Annotated in this window: 22 protein-coding genes and 3 pseudogenes; 14 read left to right on the top strand and 11 right to left on the bottom strand. The window is 56.8% G+C overall.

Going from position 1 to position 21,956, the window contains the following annotated elements; genetic code table 11:
- Nucleotide 1: 1 nt before the first annotated feature.
- From ACI3K0_RS20290 to ACI3K0_RS20270, 5 genes are all read right to left on the bottom strand, one after another.
- Nucleotides 2–832: a carbohydrate ABC transporter permease gene (locus tag ACI3K0_RS20290; RefSeq protein ID WP_148144203.1), complete on the bottom strand. Its 831-nt coding sequence runs from the start codon at nt 830–832 to the stop codon at nt 2–4.
- 10 nt (nt 833–842) lie between these two features.
- Entirely contained in the window at nt 843–1,769 is a 927-nt protein-coding gene (locus ACI3K0_RS20285; protein WP_404946101.1) for a carbohydrate ABC transporter permease, read from the bottom strand.
- Between the two features lie 66 nt (nt 1,770–1,835).
- On the bottom strand, nt 1,836–3,107 hold the full coding sequence (locus ACI3K0_RS20280) for an ABC transporter substrate-binding protein (protein WP_404946100.1): 1,272 nt from the start codon (nt 3,105–3,107) through the stop codon (nt 1,836–1,838).
- Between the two features lie 24 nt (nt 3,108–3,131).
- Entirely contained in the window at nt 3,132–4,298 is a 1,167-nt protein-coding gene (locus ACI3K0_RS20275; protein ID WP_404946099.1) for a mandelate racemase/muconate lactonizing enzyme family protein, read from the bottom strand.
- Nucleotides 4,295–5,203, bottom strand: coding sequence for a dihydrodipicolinate synthase family protein (locus tag ACI3K0_RS20270; RefSeq protein WP_404946098.1), 909 nt, complete (start codon nt 5,201–5,203; stop codon nt 4,295–4,297). Before ACI3K0_RS20270 ends, ACI3K0_RS20275 begins: the two co-directional genes overlap by 4 nt.
- Nucleotides 5,204–5,320: 117 nt before the next feature.
- Between ACI3K0_RS20270 and ACI3K0_RS20265 the strand changes: the two genes are divergently transcribed.
- Together ACI3K0_RS20265 and ACI3K0_RS20260 are read left to right on the top strand one after the other, a co-directional pair.
- The gene (locus ACI3K0_RS20265; RefSeq protein WP_404946097.1) at nt 5,321–6,232 is read left to right on the top strand and encodes a 2-dehydro-3-deoxygalactonokinase; all 912 of its coding nucleotides are present in this window, start codon (nt 5,321–5,323) and stop codon (nt 6,230–6,232) included.
- A 64-nt stretch (nt 6,233–6,296) separates the two neighbouring features.
- Nucleotides 6,297–6,950 (top strand): GDSL-type esterase/lipase family protein, encoded by a 654-nt coding sequence (locus ACI3K0_RS20260; RefSeq protein ID WP_404946096.1) that lies wholly within the window; start codon nt 6,297–6,299, stop codon nt 6,948–6,950.
- 248 nt (nt 6,951–7,198) lie between these two features.
- Here ACI3K0_RS20260 and ACI3K0_RS20255 read toward each other — a convergent pair whose 3' ends face one another.
- Nucleotides 7,199–8,023 carry an ATP-binding cassette domain-containing protein gene (locus ACI3K0_RS20255; protein ID WP_404946095.1) on the bottom strand — a complete coding sequence of 275 codons (825 nt, stop codon included), beginning with the start codon at nt 8,021–8,023 and terminating at the stop codon, nt 7,199–7,201.
- 487 nt (nt 8,024–8,510) lie between these two features.
- Here ACI3K0_RS20255 and ACI3K0_RS20250 point away from each other — a divergent pair, with 487 nt between their 5' ends.
- On the top strand, nt 8,511–8,747 hold the full coding sequence (locus tag ACI3K0_RS20250; RefSeq protein WP_404946094.1) for a DUF6894 family protein: 237 nt from the start codon (nt 8,511–8,513) through the stop codon (nt 8,745–8,747).
- Nucleotides 8,748–8,814: 67 nt separating this feature from the next.
- On the opposite strand, the gene ACI3K0_RS20245 is transcribed toward ACI3K0_RS20250, so the two are convergent.
- Nucleotides 8,815–10,086 (bottom strand): NAD(P)/FAD-dependent oxidoreductase, encoded by a 1,272-nt coding sequence (locus ACI3K0_RS20245; protein ID WP_404946093.1) that lies wholly within the window; start codon nt 10,084–10,086, stop codon nt 8,815–8,817.
- 287 nt (nt 10,087–10,373) lie between these two features.
- Between ACI3K0_RS20245 and ACI3K0_RS20240 the strand changes: the two genes are divergently transcribed.
- The 3 genes from ACI3K0_RS20240 (at nt 10,374) to ACI3K0_RS20230 (ending at nt 14,209) form a co-directional block, all read left to right on the top strand.
- Entirely contained in the window at nt 10,374–10,814 is a 441-nt protein-coding gene (locus ACI3K0_RS20240; RefSeq protein WP_404946092.1) for a hypothetical protein, read from the top strand.
- A 284-nt stretch (nt 10,815–11,098) separates the two neighbouring features.
- Nucleotides 11,099–11,998 carry a hypothetical protein gene (locus ACI3K0_RS20235; RefSeq protein WP_404946091.1) on the top strand — a complete coding sequence of 300 codons (900 nt, stop codon included), beginning with the start codon at nt 11,099–11,101 and terminating at the stop codon, nt 11,996–11,998.
- 252 nt (nt 11,999–12,250) lie between these two features.
- A complete protein-coding gene (locus ACI3K0_RS20230; RefSeq protein WP_148144215.1) occupies nt 12,251–14,209 on the top strand; it encodes an ABC transporter ATP-binding protein/permease in 1,959 nt (652 codons plus the stop codon).
- A gap of 18 nt (nt 14,210–14,227) precedes the next feature.
- Here the strand turns inward: ACI3K0_RS20230 and ACI3K0_RS20225 are convergent, their stop codons facing one another.
- Nucleotides 14,228–14,614: a DUF4174 domain-containing protein gene (locus ACI3K0_RS20225; RefSeq protein ID WP_404946090.1), complete on the bottom strand. Its 387-nt coding sequence runs from the start codon at nt 14,612–14,614 to the stop codon at nt 14,228–14,230.
- A gap of 443 nt (nt 14,615–15,057) precedes the next feature.
- Here ACI3K0_RS20225 and ACI3K0_RS20220 point away from each other — a divergent pair, with 443 nt between their 5' ends.
- The 5 genes and pseudogenes from ACI3K0_RS20220 to ACI3K0_RS20200 form a co-directional block, all read left to right on the top strand.
- On the top strand, nt 15,058–15,315 hold the full coding sequence (locus ACI3K0_RS20220) for a DUF982 domain-containing protein (protein ID WP_148144217.1): 258 nt from the start codon (nt 15,058–15,060) through the stop codon (nt 15,313–15,315).
- 74 nt (nt 15,316–15,389) lie between these two features.
- Nucleotides 15,390–15,851, top strand: coding sequence for a TspO/MBR family protein (locus tag ACI3K0_RS20215; RefSeq protein ID WP_404946089.1), 462 nt, complete (start codon nt 15,390–15,392; stop codon nt 15,849–15,851).
- Between the two features lie 93 nt (nt 15,852–15,944).
- The gene (locus tag ACI3K0_RS20210; protein ID WP_148144219.1) at nt 15,945–16,397 is read left to right on the top strand and encodes a pyridoxamine 5'-phosphate oxidase family protein; all 453 of its coding nucleotides are present in this window, start codon (nt 15,945–15,947) and stop codon (nt 16,395–16,397) included.
- 63 nt (nt 16,398–16,460) lie between these two features.
- Complete coding sequence (locus ACI3K0_RS20205; protein ID WP_148144220.1) at nt 16,461–16,727, top strand: hypothetical protein; 267 nt, start codon at nt 16,461–16,463, stop codon at nt 16,725–16,727.
- A gap of 16 nt (nt 16,728–16,743) precedes the next feature.
- Nucleotides 16,744–17,108, top strand: a pseudogene (locus tag ACI3K0_RS20200) (endonuclease/exonuclease/phosphatase family protein); the annotation flags it as partial.
- Nucleotides 17,109–17,149: 41 nt separating this feature from the next.
- On the opposite strand, the pseudogene ACI3K0_RS20195 reads toward ACI3K0_RS20200, so the two are convergent.
- Nucleotides 17,150–18,666, bottom strand: a pseudogene (locus ACI3K0_RS20195) (IS3 family transposase).
- A gap of 70 nt (nt 18,667–18,736) precedes the next feature.
- Between ACI3K0_RS20195 and ACI3K0_RS20190 the strand changes: the two are divergent.
- The 3 genes and pseudogenes from ACI3K0_RS20190 to ACI3K0_RS20180 all read left to right on the top strand — a co-directional run.
- Nucleotides 18,737–18,847: pseudogene (locus ACI3K0_RS20190) on the top strand (exodeoxyribonuclease III); the annotation flags it as partial.
- A 117-nt stretch (nt 18,848–18,964) separates the two neighbouring features.
- Entirely contained in the window at nt 18,965–19,834 is an 870-nt protein-coding gene (locus ACI3K0_RS20185) for a TIGR02587 family membrane protein (RefSeq protein WP_404946088.1), read from the top strand.
- Between the two features lie 7 nt (nt 19,835–19,841).
- Entirely contained in the window at nt 19,842–20,252 is a 411-nt protein-coding gene (locus ACI3K0_RS20180) for a TIGR02588 family protein (RefSeq protein WP_404946087.1), read from the top strand.
- 147 nt (nt 20,253–20,399) lie between these two features.
- On the opposite strand, the gene ACI3K0_RS20175 is transcribed toward ACI3K0_RS20180, so the two are convergent.
- Nucleotides 20,400–20,825: a response regulator gene (locus tag ACI3K0_RS20175; RefSeq protein WP_206827651.1), complete on the bottom strand. Its 426-nt coding sequence runs from the start codon at nt 20,823–20,825 to the stop codon at nt 20,400–20,402.
- Nucleotides 20,822–21,949 (bottom strand): PAS domain-containing protein, encoded by a 1,128-nt coding sequence (locus ACI3K0_RS20170; protein ID WP_148144224.1) that lies wholly within the window; start codon nt 21,947–21,949, stop codon nt 20,822–20,824. The genes ACI3K0_RS20175 and ACI3K0_RS20170 overlap by 4 nt, the downstream gene beginning before the upstream one ends.
- Between the last annotated feature and the right edge of the window lie 7 nt (nt 21,950–21,956).

Here is a 21,956-nt window from a genome sequence, read left to right as displayed (position 1 = left end):
CTTATTTCTCCGCGCCAGCGGTAAGGCCGCCGACCAAATAACGTTCAAGGAACAGGTAGATTGCGATGATCGGCAGAGCGATGAACACCGATGCGGCGGCGATGTCGTTCCAGTAGGTGACATATTCGCCCTGCATCGTGGTGATGCCGAGATTGGCCGTCCAGTTGTCGGGGGAATTGACCAGGAATGTCCGCGCATAGGCGTAATCGGCCCAGCTGAGCACGAAGGCATAAAGTGCTGTGGCAGCCAGACCCGGGGTTGCGATCGGCAGGACGACACGCACCATGGCACCGATCGGCGAGCATCCATCAACCATGGCCGCCTGTTCAAGCTCTTTCGGGATCGTGTCGAAATACCCTTTCAGCATCCATGTCGCGAAGGGAATGATCATGGTTGAATGTGCGAGCACCAGCGTCCAGAGGCTTCCGATCAGGCCGAAGCTTGAAAAGATCGAGAACAGGGGGATGACCAGCAGCGTGGCGGGCAGCATCTTTGCGGTGAGGACGAAAAGCCCCATCGTTGCACCACCGCGCATCGAATAACGCGACAACGCATAACCGGCACTGACCGAAACCAGCATGGAAAGCGCCACGGAACCCACCGCCGCCAGCATCGAATTCCACAGCCAGAGCAGGATCGGCTTTGCCGCCCAGACGCGGGCGAATACATCCCATTGCGGATTATCCGGCCAGAAAGTCGGTGGAAGACGGTAAAGTTCGTCGGTGGTGGACAGCGCCGTGACCAGCAGCCAGTAGACCGGGAAGAGGATCATCACCAGCGTGAAGATCACGGTTGCATAAAGTGCGAGGCTTTGTGCCAGTGTGCGTCTCATCAAGGCCTCCTCAATAGATAGATTTCGAACGTCGACCGAGCATCAGCACGCTGGCGATGATGCAGATGACCAGCGTCAGCACACCGACAGCGGCGGCACGGCCAAAATTGTGATACTGGAAGGCCTGATCGTAGGTCATGATCGACAGTGTCTGCGTTGAACGCAGAGGGCCGCCGCCGGTCAGGACCTTGATGATGGAAAAGTCCCGGAACACCCAGAGCAGCGTGAGCACCAGCGTGACGCCCAGAACTGGCATCAGAAGCGGCATGGTGATCCAGCGGAACCGCTGAAAGGTATTTGCACCATCCACCTTGGCGGCGGCGTAATAATCGGACGGGATCGACTGCAGGCCCGCAAGGCACATGATCGAGACGAAGGGAAAACCCTTCCATACCATGGTGATCGCAACAGCCCAGAAAGCCGCTGTCGAACTACTGACCCAAGGGATCATCTGGTCGGTGGAGCCAAGCTTTATCGCCAGCCAGCCGAACAGACCGAACGAGGTGTCGAACATCCAGGCAAAGATGACGACCGCGATGATTTCCGGCACAGCCCAGGGCAGCGCCATGCCGAGCCGGGCAACCGTGCGGCCCTCGAAACGGTTGTTGACGAGAAGCGCCGTGCTCAAGCCAACCGCAACGCTACCGGCGGTCACGACGACCACAAGCTTGACCGTCACCCAGCAGGCCAGCCAGAATTCCTGCGACGAAAACAGCCACACATAGTTGCTCACTGAGAACGGCCGGCTGGCGCCGCCGAGCCTCGGGATTTTGACCTGTTGAAAGGACAGGTCAATCGCCAGGATCAGCGGCCAGACGATGATGGCAGCGACCATCAGCACCGCCGGGGCGATCAGGATATAGCCGAGAAGATGCTGCCGGCTGGGACGCGCAAGGTCAAAGAACTTGCGCCGCCCCGCCTGAACGGTATCGGTCATGATGGTCTCCTACGAATGCTTTGAGTTGCCCATGGCCCGCTGGGCGAACCATGCCCTGATAGCGGGTCAGCCCTTGATGCTTTCGGCCTTTGCCTGCATGGTCTTGGCTACTGCCGCCGGATCGAGATCCTGGATAATCATCCGCTGGCTCTCCTCCATGATCATCTTGCTGAACTCGTTGTAATAGAGCTCAAGGCCGATCGGCACGCGGTCTATCCCCTTCTCGGATGCCGCCTTCATTGTCGCGAGCAGCACCGGGAAATGCGGAATGGTCTTCTCCACGCCGGAGACATCGGCCTTCGGGCTTGGCGGCGTGTTTCCGCCCATCGTCGCATAGCTGCGCTGGAATTCCGGCGTCATCGTCAGCTTGATGAAATCCCAGACGAGTTGCTTCTGGTCATCGGGAATATCGGACGGCATGGCCAGCACATTCGATGATCCACCAAGAGGCGGCGTCAGCGGCGGCGCGGCATAGACTATATCGCTCTTGGCCGAACCCTTTTCAGTTGTGCCGTAAAGCCACGGTCCGTCCAGGCGCATGGCCATCTTGCCATCGGCAAACAGCTTGCGCACATCACTGGCGCTCATGTCGACCGGACTGATGCCACTCTTCATCACAGTCTTCCAGCGCGTCAGCCCCTCGACCATCTCAGGCGTATCAATTGTGATATTGCCTTCCTTGTCGGTCCAATAGGCGCCCGCGTCGATGATGTAGTTCAGCATCTCGGTCAGATACTGGCCCGGACCACCTTTCGTCTCATGTCCCGTGCCGAACTGGTCGATGATACCGTCGCCGTTAAGATCCTTGGTCGTCGCCTTTGCCGCGGCCAGGAATTCGTCATAGGTCTTCGGCACGGCAATGCCGGCTTCATCGAGGATTTTCTTGTTATAGGCCATGACGAAACCGAAATAGTTCGTCATGATGCAGACGGTTTCGCCGTTCCATTCGCACGTCTTCTGGCCGGCCCAGCCGGTCATGTCGATGCCGTCTTTCTTCAGCCAGGGGTCGAGTGGCTCCAGCCAGCCGCTGTCTGCGAACATCTGGAATTCGAACGAGGCGAGATGGACGATCTGCGGCGGCTGGTTCGCGGCAAACAGCGTGGTCATCGTATCGGCATAGGAGCTGCGCTCAGCCTTGGTGAACTCTATCTTCACGCCCGGATGCTGCTTCTCGAACTCGGCGATGGCCGAATGCCACCAATCACCGGTTCCGGCGTCGTCGGTCTGCCAGGAAATGAATTTCAATACCGTATCGGCCATGGCCGGTGCAAAGCCGCCCATCGTCATCAAAGCTGCAGTCGCGGCGCCGAGCGCCAGTCTTTTCACTCTCTTGTTCATGGCTTCCTCCTCCAAAGAACCAATTCAGATACGTTCAAGCAGACCGAGCGCCACCTCCGATGGCTTCACCCCAAGTCCAGGCCCGGATGGCAGATGATAGAGACCTTCGCGGCTATCCATGTCACCTGAGAGAAGACGACGGTTTGGCTCGAAGATCGAATGCTGGAATTCGTGCCCCTTGAGCGTCGGCAGTGTCGATGACGCCTGCAGGCTCGCGGCCAGAAATATACCGGCGCCGACCGTGGCATGCGGGATTACGTCGATACCGTGATCAGTGGCAAGTTCACCAATGCGGATGAAATTGGTAATGCCCTTATGCCCCATTTCCGGCTGTACGATAGCAATGCGGCAACGCTCGATACGGGCACGCATGTCCCAATGGGTGCGCCATTCTTCGCCGACTGCGATTGGAATATCCGTACCCTTGGAGACTTTTTCCAAACCGGCAATATCCTCGGTCCAGACAGGTGCCTCGGCAAACCACGGATCGTACGGCGCCATCTCGGCGATCAGTTCAAGCGCCTGCTCCGGCGTCTGGTTCCAATGCATGTCGGCGGCAATCTTCGCCGCGGGTCCGAGAACCTTGCGCAGGTTCTCCATTTCCGCAGCCGGGCCGTCATCGGCCACAGGCGTTGCGAATTTGAAGGCATCGAACCCCCGATCCTGCCAGTATCTTGCCAGCTCGCCGCGGGCCTGGAGCGTCTTCTCCGGCAGACCGGAGACATAGGCAGGAAAGCTTTCGACGCCCCCGCCGAGCAGATCACGAACCGATTTTCCCGCTTCCTGACCCGCAATGTCCCACAGCGCGATATCGAGGGCTGCCAGTGCATCAACGTAGAAGCCACCGGTATAACCGCGGACCCGCATCATGTCGTAGAGATCGTCGTAGATCGCGGACGGGTCCGACGCGTCACGACCGATAACGAAGCCGGCAAGAAGATCGTTGATCAGAGCGGCAACGGCACCGGGCGCGACGATACCGTAGGTTTCACCCCATCCAACCGTACCGGCCCGCGTCGTCATGCGGACGAGAACGCTGCGGTCGAAGGTGGGATAGACCGTGCGGTTACCCTTGCGGACGATATAACCGTTCGGGTTAACTACCTCACCTTCCCGCAATGCGCCGAGATAGGGCACCTTGCGCGGCTGGGTGAGAGTAAAAACCTCAATGGTTTCGACGGGGCTGTTCATGCAGCCTCCGGAGCCAGAAGGCCGAGTTCAACCAGGTTTGCATCAATGTCCGCAATGGCCGCGGCGTCGAGTTCCGGTGTAGGAGCGCGCACACCGACGCCCTCGATCACGGCTCGACGCGCCAATACATACTTGGTCAACCGCATGCGATAAACCGCCTGCAGGACGAGAAGCGGCAGAGTGCGAACATAGATTTGGCGGGCCTCATCGCGCCTGCCGGCGGCAAGCGCCCGGTCAATCGCCACATGTTCGCCGGCAATCTCCAAGGCCGGCATGGCCGCAGTCGCGCCGCGCGCATATTCGTCGAGAATATAACGCGCGCCACCGCCACCGATGACGCCTTTCAGGCTTTCCGGCGCATGGGCGATGATGTGGCTGATCGCCGGCCCTGCCGGCAGCGTCTCTTCTTTCACATAGGAAACATGTGGCAAGGCATGGATGATCTCGACGATCGCCTGCGGCGACAGATCTGAACCGCGAGGGGCCGGCGCATTCTGGAGGATGATCTCCACGTCCGGCAGCGCCTCGACCACCTTGCCAAGAAATTCGATAAGGGCCGCTGCATCGGTTCCTACCGACTTCGGTGGCTGTACCATCAGATGGCGAATACCGAGGCCTGCCGCGATCCGGCCATGCTCCACCACGTCGCGCCAATCAGCGGCGCTTGCGCCGGCAACCACGGGTACCCGGCCCGCCACGCTGGCAACGACGATCTTCAAAAGTCCCGCACGTTCTTCTGTGGTGAGATTTTCCACCTCGCTGGCGAAACCAGGAAATACGACACCATCCACACCCTGATCGAGGGCGAACTGCACCAGCCGCGACATCCCCGCCTCATCAACATCGCCATTCGCCAAAAAGGGCGTTGGCAGGACAGGCAAGATGCCCTTCAGACCAGTTGCCATCTCTTCACCTCCCAATGAAGTATCATAATGTGACACCATGAATTCACTAATTGACACTACATATGCTTGCGCCCTATGACAAGCCCCCAGATGAAATGAGCGGAGGAGGCTCACGACATGGCAGCAGAAACAGCGGCAATCGTCGTCGAGTGGGGAACCACTTCCTTTCGAGCAACGCTGATCGATGACGACGGCAACGAAATGGAGAACATCGAGACGCCCCAAGGTATCTCGAAGCTCAGCAAGGGCGACCATGAAGCGGTCCTGATGACGGCGCTTGCTCCATGGCTGTCCACTCACGGAGCCTTGCCCATTGCCGCACTCGGGATGATCACCAGCCGCAACGGCTGGATCGAAGTTCCCTACGTGCCCTGCCCTGCAGGTCCGGCTGAGCTTGCTGCAGGCAGCTTGCGGAAATCCTTGCCGAACGGATCTGATCTGGTGTTTCTGCCGGGCCTGACGGATCCCTCACGCAGGCCCTTCCCCGACGTCATGCGCGGTGAGGAAATTCAGGTTGCCGGACACGGGCTGGCTGACGACGCAACAATCATCATCCCCGGGACCCACAGCAAGTGGACCAAGGTAAAAGCCGGCCGTATAGACAGCTTTCAAACCTTTGTGACCGGCGAAATCTTTGCGCTACTCTTGAACAATTCCTTCATCGCCCGCGGTGCAACGCAGCCACCGGTGGATGATCCGGAAGCCTATCTCCGGGGGCTTGAAGAGGCGAAGAGCTCCTCGGCGATGCTCTCCCTGCTGTTTTCGGCGCGGACCGGCGGACTGGTGGGAAGGCTTACCGCGGATCAATTGCGGTCCTATGTCCACGGCATGGTAATTGGCCAAGAGTTCAGGCAGGCGCGCGAGGCTGGCTGGTATTCGGAAGGTGACGAGGCCACCATTGTTGGGAATGACGGTCTCACCGACCTTTATTTGATCGCCGCGACTGTATTCGATCTCAAGATTACCCTGGGTGCCGACGACGTCCTGAACCGTGGCGCGCTCGATGTAATGCGTCGCTCGCTTTCATAGACGCGATGCAGCAAGGCGGCAGCTCGCCGGTGAAAAGCTTCTAACCAAATGTCCGAGGGTAAATATGTACGATTTTCCAGTCAGTATCGGCACAGGTCGACACGAAAACGATATCATCACGGTGCTGACGCGACTTGAGCGCGTCGGCCTTCCTGCCAATCCGATCGCCTTTTATGGCTCGTCTTCCTTCCGTATCTGGAGTTCCATCACAGAAGATCTAGGCTCGCTGGACGTCGTTAACCTGGGTTTCGGAGGAGGTACATTTCTTTCAGGCATCCACTACATGGATCAGCTTTTGACGCCGCTGAGACCAAGCAGGATAGCGCTCTATTTTGGTGAAAACGATATCGCCAGTGATGGCCTCACCGCCCATACGACGCTTGGCCATCTGAAGGATCTTAGAGAGCGGATTTCGCGCGTCATTCCGCAGTCGGAGGTTTTTGTTTTATCGATCAAGCACAGCCCGGCACGCTGGATTTATCGGCACGAGTTCGATTTGTTCAACCGGCTGGCAAGCGACTGGTGCGGCGGCCGGGATGACACCTCGTGGATTGAGCTCGGTACCGGCCTGATCGGCGAGAACGGCTTGCCGATGTTCCGATACTATCTGCCCGATCTGGTCCACATGAATGCGGCGGGTTATGCGGTTTGGTCAGCATCGCTTAAGAAAGTATTGCGGCTCTTAACCCCGTCCATGCCCGCTTCGACCACGCCCTGATTCAGCAAGATTGGCGGTCACCAGTTTCGAGGCGACATGCGCCGCAAAATCGGTGGTCGTGTTCGCAGCCTGCGCAGCCTCTGCCGTTTTCATACGTACCATCCTTCATACGATGAGATCCGGGCATCCTCGGCGCTATGTGGCAAAAGCGAAAGACCGTCATCATTACGGCGATATCATACACGAGGCACGGCGTTCCCTCGTTGACTATCTTGGCGTAACTATCGCTGCCTCCTTTCACGAGACGGTTATCGGCTTCGCCGATCTTCGAAAACCGGCGTGGCCGCAATCAGTGCCCGTGTGTATGCATCCTGCGGATTCGTAAACAGTCGTTGCGGGACATCGATTTCAACGATCCTGCCAGCTTTCATCACTGCGCCCCTGTCGCTGATATGGCGCACGACGCTGAGGTCATGGGCGATGAACAGGTATGTCAGGCCACGCTTTTCCTGCAGGTCAACAAGCAGGTTGATGATCTGCGCCTGCACGGAAACGTCCAGCGCCGAGATCGCCTCGTCGCAGACAATGAATTCCGGTTCGCAGGCAATCGGCCGGCCGATCGCCGCCCATTGGGCTTGGCCGCCCGACAATTCGTGCGGATAACGGTTTTCGAATAACGGGCCTAATCCCACGTCCGACAGGATTGCATGGACGCGGTCGCGAACTGTTTCCCGTGTCGCAAGGCCATGATGCAGCAGCGGAAGCGCGATGGCGGAGCCGACCGTTGCGCGCGGATTGAGCGTCGAGAACGGGTCTTGGAAAACGATCTGCAGGTGACGCCGCATGGCCCGGTTCTCTGCTGCAGTGTTCTTGATGATATCCTTGCCGCGATACCAGACGGAGCCGGAGGTCGGGCGCGTTAATTGCAGGAGGCTCATGCCGAGCGTCGATCTTCCCGAACCGGACTCGCCGACGATCGATAGCGTCTCGCCGGGAAAGACGTCGAAACTTACATCCTGCAGCGCATGCACCTGTGATCGCGACTGCCCGAATTGCCCTCCCTTAACGTCAAAGGTACGGGTCAGGTTGCGCACTGAAACGAGAGCTTCGGTCGTTCCCTGCAAGTCTGTCATCCAACAGCCTTGTTTCGTCCTGCACCACGAAACAGGCCGCGCCGCGTTCTCCGTCAATTGGCAAAAGAGCTGGCGGTTCGACCAGACATCGCGCTTCGCGCCGGTCGCAACGTGGTGCAAACACGCAGCCGGCCGTCCCTACTGGAGTGGGAGCTGCCTCTAGCGGCTATATCTCAGCGCATCTCATGGCGCATCCGCATGTTACCAATATGGATGGAAGATGAGGAAGAACATGAGTACAGGTGGTAAAGCTCGATCAAGGATGTATGTGTTCGTCAGTATAATCTTCGTTATCGGGCTCTTGCTCGCTGGTTACTACGTATTCGGCTCCCGGAGAGACTGAAACCGCCCCGGCATCGGAGGTGGTGACCCCAAAGTCGTGACACTTATCGCGCGTTCGGCAACGCTGCACCACTCAGATGAACGGTGAAACAAGACTGGAACGTTCACCACTTTCCATGGTTAAGACAGCCGCGAAGGAGGTTTCATGCAGAAATATTTCTTTCATATCAGGCAGGATGGCGTTCTCACCGAGGATCCGGACGGCTCGGAATTCACGACGTTAGATGAAGCCCATGATTACGCCGTTAGTTCGGCCCGAGAGATTCTTGCAGACAAGGTCAAAAATGGGAAGATCATCGATGGTGACTCTCTTGAGGTCGTCAGACCAGATGGATCGGTAGCGCTGACTGTCCCGCTCAAGTCCGCGCTCAAATTCAATTAGTCAAAATGCCGAAGAATTCGACGCGGTGCGCTGCTAGCGCATCGCCACACCTAGCAACCGTTCCAGGCTACCGAAGGGGAAACAGATCCCAATCGACGTCCTGGTGGCCGAGAACCGCGGCGGATATCAGGTCTGCCGCAATTTTTGCAAACGTAATGCCATTCCCTCCAAATCCCATTGATACAAAGATCCGGCTCATCCCTGGCGCAGTCCCTATCATCGGAAGCCCGTCAGGTGTGACGCCGAACGCGGCCGACCAGGAAAAATCAGGTTTGCCGAGCGAAATCCCGGTCAGATCAGCCAGCTTTTCGACAAGGACCGCTGTCTTGTGTTCGATCTTTGTCGGGTCGAGATAGGCAGCCTCACCTTTCTCGTCCTCCCCACCGACGATGACGCGTCCATCGGATGTGGAACGAAAGTAGAGGTAAGGGTCCGAGGCCTCCCATACGAGGTATTTATCCAGCCAGTCAGGTCGTTTCAGCCTTGGCTTGCTAGCCAAGGCCCATGTCGACATGAGCTTGTGGCGTGGATTTCTCAGGCATTCGAGAAACTCGTATCCACTGCAGAATATGACGTGGGCCGCCTCAATCATCTTCCCCTGATCTGTCGCAACGATGACGTTATCGCCGCCCTCGCGAACATCGGTGACCTCCAGCCCGCCTTTGACTTCCACCCCCTGTCGCCTGGCAACGCGAAAAATGCCCGTTGTCATCTGCACAGGATTTGACGATGCGGAGATCGCGCTATTGATCGCTCCACTTCGGTTGATGCCATAACGCTCCAGGAGCGCCGCCCGATCGAGATATTCGGCCAGGATTCCCACCTCTTGGCGAGCCTGCGCCTCTCTTTTCAACGCTCGCGTGCCAAGCTCTTGCCCGGAGAGAAAAAGCGTGTGCCGCGACTGGAAGTCGCAGTTGATGCCGAGATCCCGAATGAGACTCTTCAGCTCCTCGACTGCACCTGCCGACCTGCGCCAGACGCGTGAAGCCTTCTCGTGACCGATCGTTCGAGCGAGACGATGAAGCGGGACATCGATCTCATGCTGGATCATGGCAGTGCTCGCACCGCTGCTACCACGAACCGGATGGCGGCGGTCGATCGTCAGGATGCGCAATCCTTTGCCGCAGAGTGAGTGGGCCATGAGGGCGCCGCCGATTCCCGCACCCACCACAATGACATCGAAGCGATCGGATGACGGGACCTTTCTTGTCACGATAGATGCACGCGGTTTGGCGAGCCACAGGGGTTGCGCGTGGCGGAGCGGCTGCTGATGGGTGAGTGAACCGGCGGCGTCGAGCTTGCCGGACCCCGATTTCGCTCGGATCTGCGATGACACCATTATTGGCGAACTTTCGCATTACGACCGTAAATGGCTCCACGATGACGTTCTCGGTAACTGGCGGGCTTCAACCCGGCCTTTCGGCTGATACGATTTAGCCCGGGTGAACCAAACAGCTCAACTTCGTCGATCCTGACGTTCAAATGCATTCCTCCCATGTTTTGAATTGAAGATAGGAGCAGCGTGTTCCGCTGGAAGAGCGGTGAACGTACACAGTGGCCTGTTCCAGACAATTAATGGAACACTGATAGGCCGAGAGTGTTCTCGTCTCAATCGGAGGAACGGCAATGCCCCAGTTGAAAGACATTCATCCAGAGCTTACCGGAAGTTCAACAAGCAGCACGACGTTCGGTCGATCCGTGGAGAGTAAAAGTCAGATCGCGGACTCTGCACCGTCGAAGTTCGTTGGGGAGGCTCTCAATATTTACCGGCTTGAGCCGATAGCTTCTGCAGATGATCCCGCGTGGGCTAACAAGCCGGGACACGGTGTGGTGGTCGTCGCGGCACGTACATCCGGAGACGCACGAATAGTGGCCGCGGAACGAGAGCTGGATTTTATGGAAATCGACGCGGCTCCCGCCGACGATGTATCAACCCGGACCGCAAGCGCTTTTAGGGATGAAAAGCTCTACACGGTTGTCGAAATCGAGCACGGGCGGTGCGACTTGGTTCGCGGAGTAGTTGAGGGCGATATCAGGATGGACATTATCAAGCCGCTTAGCATGTAATGCGGTGGTCTTCGATGGCGGGTAAGGTGTTCGGGCAATTGAGGACGGCCTGAGGAACTCCGTGACCTACGCCGCGGTGACGGCGGCTCTCATGGGCAGAAATTCTCGAAGACCGTACAAAGCAACATGACGAGGAACCGGGAAGTTTCAGAAGCGTTCAGGCGATACCAACAACAAGTCGTTTATCGGAGGTTATTATGGGTCGCGGTATTCTTCTTTGGCTTCTCGGCGTGCCGTTGCCGATCGTCATCCTTCTTGTTCTATTTATGCGCTAGGAGAATGACATGCCTCTCTATCAATCTGGTGTATCAGATGTCGGAGTTGAATCCTCGGCCTCGGCTCTCAGTTGGGCTCCGGTAATAGGTGGCGCGGTCGCTGCAGCGGCCACTGCGCTCATCCTGCTTCTGCTGGGGGCCGGCGTTGGCCTGACGATGGTTTCGCCATGGTCGGGAGAAAGCGCTTCATTCACCACAGTAAGTATCACGGCAGCAATCTGGTTTGTGGTGGTCCAGTGGCTCGCTTCCGCGCTCGGCGGCTATCTGACGGGGCGGCTGCGCACGAAATGGGCCGGCGTGCATACCGACGAGGTGTTTTTTCGGGACACCGCGCACGGCTTTCTCAGTTGGGCGCTTGCAACAGTGGTCGTTGCAGGATTGGCCGGATCTGCTTTCACAAGCCTTGTAGGCGGCGGGGTTCAAGCATTGGCATCTGCCACCTCGACTGCGACGATTGCCGGCGCTACATCCGGCAGCACTGACAACACAGGTCCTAACGGGGCGGCCGGATATTTCACTGATGCCTTGCTTCGTCCCCAGGATCTGCGCAGTCGCGTGCAGACTGACGATGCGGCCGCAGTTGCGGAGGTTTCCCGTATCCTCCTCAATTCCGCAACGGCTGGTTCGATGCCCGACGAAGACAAGACCTACTTGTCGGCCGTCGTGGCGTCTCGCACTGGGCTCACGCCCGAGGAAGCAAAAGCGCGCGTCGATGCCGTGCTGCAGCGGATCGCACAGGCGAAAGTTGAAACGCAGGAAGCAGCAGAAAAGGCTCGTAAGTCAGCCTCCACAACGGCGATGCTTGGCGCACTCTCGCTCTTGGTAGGTGCCTTCATCGCTTCTGCGGCAGCGGCACTTGGGGGACGACAGCGAGACGACGAAGAAGCCGCACTTATCGCTAGGTTCTGACACGTTCTACGCGTCGGCGATGACAATCCAGCCGACGCGACTTCGCCAATCTTCATCACGTAGTCCCGGATGCATTCGCGAAAAAGCTTCAGTGCCTTCAGGCCCGCCGGAGTAAGAGCGACGAGATGTCCAGACGTTGGTTTCCTCCTTGAATGACGAGAGGGATGAGCCCGGGCTCGCCCATTAATCAGCGTATTGAAATTCCATCATCAAAGCGTGAAACCTTTTATCTCAAGCGCCGTTAAGGGGCTCATGAGTGATCGCAAAATCGACCCCACCACTGAAAAACTTGCAACATTCCAGGGTGCTGAAGTCTCTCCACCGAAGGATGAAGAACACTCAGAGGCTGAGCCGGTACCTGAGGCCATTGAGCCCGATCATGCAATGTCACCCGAGGAAGCCGAGCAGGCCCGCAAATCCTATCTTTTAAAGCGCTTCTGGATCAGTGCGCGCGGCTATTGGAGCCGTCGTGGTGACCGTCTGGCATGGCCAGTCTCCATTGGGCTCCTCGCGTTGATTGGTCTGAACGTCGGTTTCCAATATGGAATTAACGTCTGGAACAGAGAAATTTTCGACGCAATCGAGCAACGCAATGCCTCGTCGGTCTATTATCTGGGAGCTCTGTTCCCGCCGCTGGTACTAGGCAGCGTAGCCTTGGTTACCATTCAGGTATTCGTGAGGATGCTGATCCAGCGACGTTGGCGTTCCTGGCTGACAAAGGCATTGATCGCGCGCTGGCTTGCCAATGGTAGATATTACCAACTGAACCTGATCGGTGGAGACCATCAAAACCCGGAAGCGCGAATTTCCGAAGACATGCGGATCGCAACCGAGTCTCCAGTGGATTTTGTGTCAGGTGTCATCTCTGCCTTTCTCTCTGCCTCGACCTTCATCTTCGTACTCTGGACGATCGGCGGCGCCTTAACACTGCCGGTCGGTGGATCGCTTGTTACGATCCCGGGGTTCCTCGTTGTCGCCGCGGTGATCTACGCATTCGTAACGTCAGGCTCGATCGCTTACATCGCCCGCAATTTTGTGCAGGTCTCCGAGGTCAAGAACCAGGTCGAGGCCGAGTTTCGCTATACACTCACTCGGGTTAGGGAGAATGGCGAAAGCATTGCTCTGCTCGGAGGTGAAGAAGAGGAGCGAAACGATCTCGACAGAACGTTTCAGAAGGTGCGTGAGCAATGGCGCCAGCTTGCTCATCAATATATGCGCACTACGCTCGTCTCGCACGGATCGATGCTGATTGCTCCCGTGGTGCCGGTCTTGCTATGCGCGCCAAAATTTCTAGATGGAAGCATGTCACTTGGTGAAGTCATGCAGGCAGCATCGGCGTTTACCATAGTCCAGACTGCCTTTGGGTGGTTGGTCGATAACTATCCCCGTCTTGCAGACTGGAACGCCTGTGCTCGCCGCGTCGCGTCGCTGATGATGTCGCTAGACGGCCTCGAACGCGCCGAAACCAGCGACAGCCTCGGCCGCATCGCCAGAGGCGAAGCTGCTGACAATACCATGCTCAGTCTTCGCGATCTGTCCGTGTCCCTCGGTGACGGTAGAGCCGTCGTGAAGGAAACCCAAGTAGAGATTGAACCGGGCGAGCGTGTGCTGGTAGCCGGAGAGTCCGGCTCTGGCAAAAGCACATTGGTGCGGGCAATCGCAGGGCTATGGCCTTGGGGCGAAGGAAGTGTCAATTTCCGTGCCAACGCTCGATTGTTCATGCTTCCGCAGAAGCCTTATATTCCGACTGGATCACTTCGCCGGGCGGTCGCTTATCCGCAAGAAGCTGATAGCTGGGGCACCGAAGAAATCGGTTCAGCGCTGGAGAAAGTTGGCTTGGGACATCTCAAGGGCAAGATCGCCGATGAAGCCCCTTGGGACCACACCTTGTCCGGCGGCGAAAAACAACGGCTGGCGTTTGCCCGGCTTCTGCTGAATGCCCCCGACATTGTTGTACTGGATGAGGCAACTTCGGCGCTGGATGACAAAAGCCAGGACAAGATCATGGAGACGGTCATTAATGAGTTGCCGGATGTTACGATACTGAGTGTTGGTCACCGAGCAGAACTTGAGGCATTTCACAGCCGAAAGATCACTCTTGAAAAACGGGATGGCGGGGCAAGGCTTGTCAGCGACGTGGACCTCATTCCGAAGAAAGGGAACCGCATGTCAATCTCTCGGATGTGGGGGAAGAGAAAGGATCGACATTGACTGCAGTCCAGCCAGAGGTTAACCAGATAACGATGGCCCCCTCGCTGCGTTCTCTGCTTCACGATGCGGTAATTCTTCGATAGTCGCGACTATGTCTGCAAAACATACTGGGATTGGTGCCACCCATTTCACGGAATCGTTTCCATCAACGAGGGAGGCCGTGAAGCGGTCGAAGGTGAATCTGTAAGTCTTGGCAACATCGGCCGGACCTGCCACGCAGCGACAGCCTTGCTCGAGGGCCGTAACTTCGGTTCGTGAAACCTCGAAAACAACGATTGCCCGTTCCTGTAGCTCTTGCACGTGTAGCTGGAGTTCATCCAGCTGCTGACGTCGCAAGCCGGTATCGTCTCCCGCGACCAGTAAAATCCATTCCGGTTTGCAATTGGCCTCAAACAAAGCAGACATATGCTGACCCTTCACAGCGAGATTTGCAGCCCGTACGGCCACACCGCGGATACCGTAAAACCGGTAGCAAAAGAGAAGGTTCCTGCGAAGGCGGGCGTGCAAGTGCTCATTTATGTGAACCGCAACCGGCGCGCGCAGCCCTGAACCCGTCGCCCGCCGCGCGGAGTTTCCAAGGTGTTTGATCAAGCAGGCCCGCGGCGTTCACTGTTCCATCGCAAGCGACAAATTCGAAGAGGTCGAACCAACAGATATCGCGCGAAAGGCTGATTGATTAATGCGATGTCCGTCTCAGGCATGCCAGATGGCAGCAGTCCTTAAAGCGAGCAAGCTCGCGATCGAGGCCTGACTTCCTTTGTATCCATTGCCTAATATTATCGCTGAGATCGGAACTTGTCCCGCCACTCGACGTTCTCACGCCGCAGATATGTAGGGAGTAGAGCATTATGTCTGGTCCAAACGCACGATGGAAAGAGCCTGTTGAGATCGCCTTGCCAAACGGCTCACATAAGGTGAGCGGCCCGTTCGAAGCGCTTGCACACATGATGGAAAACTGGCCTGCTTCACAGGGGCTGGATTTCGTCCGCGCGCGAAGCGCCTGCCGCGGCGCGATTGCTGGATACAAGACGATCGATGAGGCACGAGTAGCTTTTGAAGCGGCGGCGGCCGAAGCTCGCAAACAATTCGATCTCCGCCGGCATTGAGCGTGCGCCAGACATGCCGACCTCACTCTACACCTGACCAGTAACGAACGCTTCAATCTGCAAGGTCGTTTGCATTGAATACAACACGTAAACACTATGGAACTCTCGGTATTTTCCTGACGCTCGTACTCATCACGGGCTTCACCCTTGGGATAACCATCCGACCTGGCGATTGGTACGAGACGTTGGTGAAACCGTGGTTTACGCCCCCGAACTGGTTGTTCGCGCCGGCGTGGACATTAGTTTACATCCTCATTGCCATCGCCGGTTGGCGGGTCACAATCGGTCATGGTTTGAGTTCCACACTATTCCGCCTGTGGACCTTGCAGATGCTTTTGAACTGGGCCTGGACACCAGTCTTCTTTGGTTTTCGCCAAGTCGGCTTAGGCCTTGCCGTCATCGTTTGCTTACTTCTGGTGGTCATGGCTTTTCTGATCAAGGCCCAAGACCGAGTGGCCCGATGGTCTTTCGTGCCCTATGCGCTCTGGCTTGCCTACGCGACGTCGCTCAATGCCGCCTTCTTCTTTCTGAACTAGAAGAGGTTGGCACAGGCTCCCGGCCCGGCATCCACGGAACGAACGCTGTGGCAGCGAGTTTCAGTGGCACGTCCTCGACTTCTGGAGAGCCACATGGCGGCGCACACCTTGGAAGAACTATCAAAACAGCTGCAGAAAATCGATTTCTGCATGCTCCAAACGAAGAACGAACCTAGCGTGTTCAGCGTTCGCCCGATGAGCAACAATGGTGACGTCGATTATGACGGCGACTCCTATTTCTTCTCATACGATCAGACCCGTAAGGTCAGCGACATCGAGCAAGACGCTCGCGTCGGCCTGACGTTTACCGCGCCACCCAGCTTACTCGGTGAGCCCGGCATATTCCTGGCGATCGACGGTACCGCAAGCCTGATCCGTGACAAGGCGCAGTTTGAGGCTCACTGGGTCAAAGACCTTGAGCGGTGGTTTCCGGAAGGGATCGATACCGCTGGAATCGTGCTGATCAAGGTCTCGGCCACCGAGATACAATACTGGGACGGCGAGGAGAACGGCCGCATCCCTCTCGCAAAGCGCGAAGCTTGCTGAGTTTTGCGTGATGGACTGGCAGGACCCGGGCGAGCTTCAATTTTATCGAGTGAGAGGATGACGATGAGCCTCAAACATACACGCGTCCAGCATGAAGGCGCCGGTCACTGGGTCGTCGATTTCGTCGGAGATGACGGGGAGGCCGTATCAGTGAAGGTAACCGACCACGAATTGTCGGACGAAGACCGCATCGTGGAGCAAGCCAAGCGTGTCATGATCGAGCTGACAGGCTTCGGGACCCGAGGCGGCAAACCGACTTTAAACCGATACGACGCGTTGAGTAATGGTGATCTCGAAGATGACAACGTAGCGCTCAAAACTACGCATTGATGATGCGAGCGCTTCGATGACGATCGATACCTACAACGTCAATGGAATCGACGGTCGTCTTGAAATCCTTCTGCGTTGGCTAAAGGAAGACAAGCCGGATGTTGTTTGTCTGCAGCAACTGAAGTCCACTTCCTTTCCCCAAACGCAAATCTACCGCTCCGGATAGGGTGCCTCTACCTGCCGAACGGCAACTCTGCCCCAGGCCCCAAGTTCGACTACAAACTGCGCTAGTTCCGGCGGCTCCAGGAATATCTAATGAAAATTCTGGAGCCGGACATTCTCGCCCTGCTGGTTGGCGATTTCAATGTCATGCCGACTGCATTGGGCGTTTACAAGCCGGAGCGTTGGATCGCTGACATGCTTTTGTCAAGCGAAGTGAAGATTTGCCCCCTCTTGGAGGTGCGGACAAATTCTTGGACTGCTTATGCTGCAGTTCCGAGGTTTCGGCGGTATTCGGCGGGGCCAAAGCCGCCGAGTGAGAGCTTTATGCGATGCTCATTGTACCACTGGATGTAGGAATGCAGCTGCTGCATGAAGTCGAACAGGGTCGTATTGATCCAGGTACGATTATAGAACATCTCGTTTTTCAGCCGCCCAAAGAACCCCTCGCAGGCCGAGTTGTCCGGCGAGCACCCTTTACGTGACATAGACCGGATCAGTTGAGCTCGCTGCACACGGGACAACCAGCCGGGCCAGCGATAATGGGCACCCCGGTCGGAGTGCACAATAGGTCGGTCGGGACTGCCGGTGATTGTTTCGATCGCGGCATCAAGCATCGTGTTCACGAGCTGGGGCATCTGGACGTGTGCTTACAGACCAACTGACCACAAGGCCATCGAAACAATCGATCATGGGCGACAGATACACTTTGCCTGCTGGCAGGTGGAATTCGGTGATATCGGTAAGCCACTTCTCGTTGAGCCTTGCAGCATGGAAATCACGATTGACCAAATGTTCCGGCGCAGTGTCTACACCGCCTACCAATGGTCACGACCAACTGCTCTTGCTTCATCAAGCGGCGGACCACCTTTTCGGAGACCTGTTCTCCGCCTTTGGCCAGTGCCGCATGAATGCGTCTGTAGCCGTAGCAGTTACGGTTGGTTTCGAAAAGCACGACGATGGTCTGGCGAAGATCTGCGTATCGGTCCTCGAGAGAAAGCAGAGACCGGTGATAAAAATAGGAGCTGCGGGCGAACTCAAGCCGGATGAGAAGTTCTGCTAATGGATATGTGTCTCGCAGGGCATCAACCAGCAGTGTCTTTTCCCGGTTTCCCAGGAGCCGCAGATCGATGCCCAGATCTTTTTTTACGAGTTCGTTCGCCTTCGTAAGCAAATCATGTTCGAGTTTAAGGCGCTACACATCACTGCGCAGGGCTTCAAGTTCACGCTCGAGTTCGTCTCGGCTGGCGGTTGGTGATAATTTGCGACGGCGTGTCATGGATGCAGGGACCTCACGACCAAGTTTCTGGTTCTTCCAGTCGTACAACGTCTGCCGGCTTACGCCTACCTTCTGAGCCACCACGCGGGCACTGTCACGCCTGGAGCACAGATCGATCACGGCCGTTCGCTTCTGCTGCTCCGATCTGATGGTACCGCTTGAGTTGCCGGTATGAACTCGCCGCCTGTCGCCGGGCTGATATTCATCGATCCAATCCGAAAGCTTTTGACAGCAAGGGTAGCCAAGCGCTTTAATGGTCCATGCCAGGCAACGGCCATGCTCCAGATAGTGCTCAACAGCAATCCTCCTTCGCTCATCCGAATAACGCTGTTTCATAAGCACATATCTTGCCGACAAGTCGTTGCCAGATGCGAATTCGCGATTTCAATGCTTCAGAGCATTCTTCGTCGGATACCCCAACTGGCGGATGGTGGCATTCGCCCGCTTGCCAAGCTTGATATAGAGCTTCACGGCCCTCATGCGGTCTTCGTACGAATACATGAACTATCTCCTGTTAGTCCAAGTTTTCGTCCGTACCTCCGGGGGGTCAGTTTCTCACTTCGCCTGACAGCTTTATCGCCCCGAGGTCCGTCAAGCCAATTCGGACTTTATCGAACAAGGCTGGACGGATGCGATCCGCCATCTGCATCCAGACGAGCGGATCTACACATTCTGGAAATATCCACCCAGCGCTCGCTCTTCTCCAGCCAACCGGGCTTCGGCTACAAGCGCCCTGGTCCCCAACGCAACTGCCTCTATCTTCGGCTGGTAGGAATTTTTTGCTTAAGGAAAACTTGGCATGAGTATCGCGACGACGCGCGAGGATTTTGAAAACCGCAAATTTTTCGCAGGGATTGCACGCGGTATTGCAGGGGCCCTTCTCTTCGCGCTGCCGATGCTTATGACAATGGAAATGTGGCAGCTCGGCGTTTACATGGACCGCAGCCGTCTGCTGCTCCTTCTCCTCGTCAATATCCCCCTGCTGATCATTCTCTCCGACAGGGTCGGCTTCGAAGAGACATCCACGTGGCGGCAAGCGATCCGTGATGCAAGCATTGCCTATGCTCTTGGTATCGTTTCCTGCGCATTGATCTTGGTTGCGATGGGAGTCATCAAGCAAGACCAGTCAGCGCACGAGATTATTGGCATGATCGCGCTTCAGGCCGTGCCCGCGAGTATAGGTGCGATGCTGGGCCGAAGCCAACTCGGTGGGCAGTCGGATAATAGAAACGACGAAGCGGGCGGAAACGATGACGACCCCGTTCACGAAAGGGAGACAGGCTACGCTGGGGAGTTGTTTCTCATGGCTGTCGGTGCCTTGTTCCTCAATCTCAACGTTGCGCCCACCGAAGAAATGATCCTGCTGTCTTATAAGATGACGCCGTGGCACGCCCTCGTCATCATCGCCGCCTCGCTGGCGGTGATGCATGGTTTCGTCTACGCACTGTCTTTTAGGGGGAGCCATGATCTCGCCGAGGGAACGCCAAGCTGGCATGCTTTTGTCCGTTTCACATTACCTGGATATCTGATCGCTTGTTTGATCAGTGCCTATTGCCTTTGGACGTTCCACAGAACCGATGACATCGGATCCACCCAAATCCTGATGACTATTGTCATCCTGAGCTTCCCCGGCGCGATCGGCGCCGCGGCCGCTCGCCTGATCCTGTGAGGCCGCGATGACCAAAATCTCGAACGGTAAAAATATCGAGGCCGGCGCCCCTCACTGGATCGAATGGATCACAGGTGCTGTCTCCGGGATCATCGTAGTTGGCGTGATCGTCTGGATAGGAAAGGACGGGTTCCTGGACCGCGATACCTCGCCGAACCTTCATGGGAAGGTAGTGCAGATAGAAGAGCGCAGCGATGGGTTTCAGGTCTTATTCTCAATCGAAAACGCTTCCAGTGCAACCGCATCCCAAGTGAAAATTCTAGGAGAAATAAGAGAGCAAGGCTCGGTGCTGGAAAGTAAGGAAACCATCTTGGATTACGTTCCCGGACATTCCAAGGCTGCCGGCGGACTGATTTTTCGGCAAAATCCGACGGGGAGGGAGCTCGAGGTCAGAGCAACGGCTTTCAGTGAGCCGTAATTGTCAAGCTGACGCGACGTTCAGTCGGAAACTGCCGGGCCAAAAATTACGATCAGAAGGAAGGCAGCGACAAGCGAAGACACCGAACTGAGTTAAGGCAGCTCTGTATCTTCCCTTGAGGGCCGAAATCAATTGCACTGTCGGTGTTCACGTAGATCGCCGTCCCGCATTCGCATCTTCGGCAAGAACCAGGCTCACCGGCGGCGAGCCGCTATCGTCTCCTTGGATGATTGCCGACACATAAGCGAGTGCGTTCTTCATCCCGTTCATCGTGTAAGGCTTCTCTATTGCGCCAAGAGCACCAGCGAAATCATCGGGAATTTTCTTGATGTTGCCACTGACGAACACGTAGGGAATACCTGCAGCAGCAAGCTCTCGCCCGACATCGATGCCCGTGGGACCATCCATGAGATGGATGTCCACAAACGCAAAATCCGGTTTGGAACTGCCAATCTGATGGCGTGCCTGAGTGCTGCTCATGGCAAGCCCGGTCACGATATGTCCTGCCATTTCCACCTCGCTTTCGAGCTCCATGGCAAGCAGCATCTCATCTTCTACGATCATAACTTTCAATGCGTATTCTCCTGATGGTCGCCGACGAGAAGGACGACGTCGACAATCGTCTTCTGCCCGTCCCGCTTCCGTTCGATTTCAGCGCCGAGCTGCAGGGCGGAGGCCTCAAGCAACATCCGTCCAAGCTCAGCACTTTCGCTGTCAGGCTCGACCGGCTCCGAGGTGTCTTCGACACGGATCAGAAAGTGGCCATTGAGGCGTTTTACGACAACATGGATATCGCCGCCGCCATCGCTTAGCCCGCGCCGGACGGCATCCCCGACGAGCTCGTTGACGATCAGCGAGAGTGGTGTGGCCTTGACGGCTGGCACGAGCAGAGGTGACAGATCCAGCGAAAGGCGAATGTCCTTGCGGCCCGTTGCATCGACAAGGTCGGTGACAAGCTCTCGTGTGAACTCCGACATGTCGAACTTCGAGACATCGTCCAGGGTGAACAACTTGCGCTGAACCGTGCTGAGCGCTTCGATCCGGTTCAGCACCGACATTAGAGTGCGTTTTTGTCGATCATCCTTGGTGACACGCGCCTGAATTTTGACGATCGAGGCCATCGTCAAAAGATTATTCTTTACCCGATGGTCGACCTCGTGGACGAGGAGCGTGCGGGCGTCCAGCGCAGAGCGCAGGTTCGCCGTGTGTTTTGCAACCTCCGCCTCGGCCTGATGCCGCGCGGCGGCCAGATCCGCTTCCCGACTCTTGACCGGCGTGAAGTCGAGCTGGGAAGCAAAGAAATAGATGATCCTATTTGCTTCATCGCGCACAGGGCTAATGAATACGGCATTCCAGAACGTGGAGCCATCCTTGCGATAATTGAGGATGTCCACGGCCACGTCCTGACCGGCTCCGATCCGTTCGCGCATGAGCGCGATGGTATCCCGATCAGTCTCAGGCCCCTGCAGAAAACGACAATTACGGCCGATGACCTCATCGTCACTATAGCCCGTTAGCTTTCTAAAAGCCTCGTTGCAGAAGATAATCGGGTTGTCAGCTTGGTTTGGATCCGTGACGATCATTGGCATACGCGTGGCTTTGAACGCCGCCGCGAATGGGTCCTCACTCACGTGCCCGGCGACCAAACGGTCCCCGGCGCTGCGTGCTTCGCGTTGGTGTTGATCCTTTTCCTGCATATTAGCC

The organism is Rhizobium sp. ZW T2_16, assembly GCF_044987325.1.
Classification (GTDB): Bacteria; Pseudomonadota; Alphaproteobacteria; order Rhizobiales; family Rhizobiaceae; genus Neorhizobium; species Neorhizobium cellulosilyticum.
Note: the sequence above shows the minus strand (reverse complement) of the source record. Positions and strands in the feature narration are given on the sequence as shown.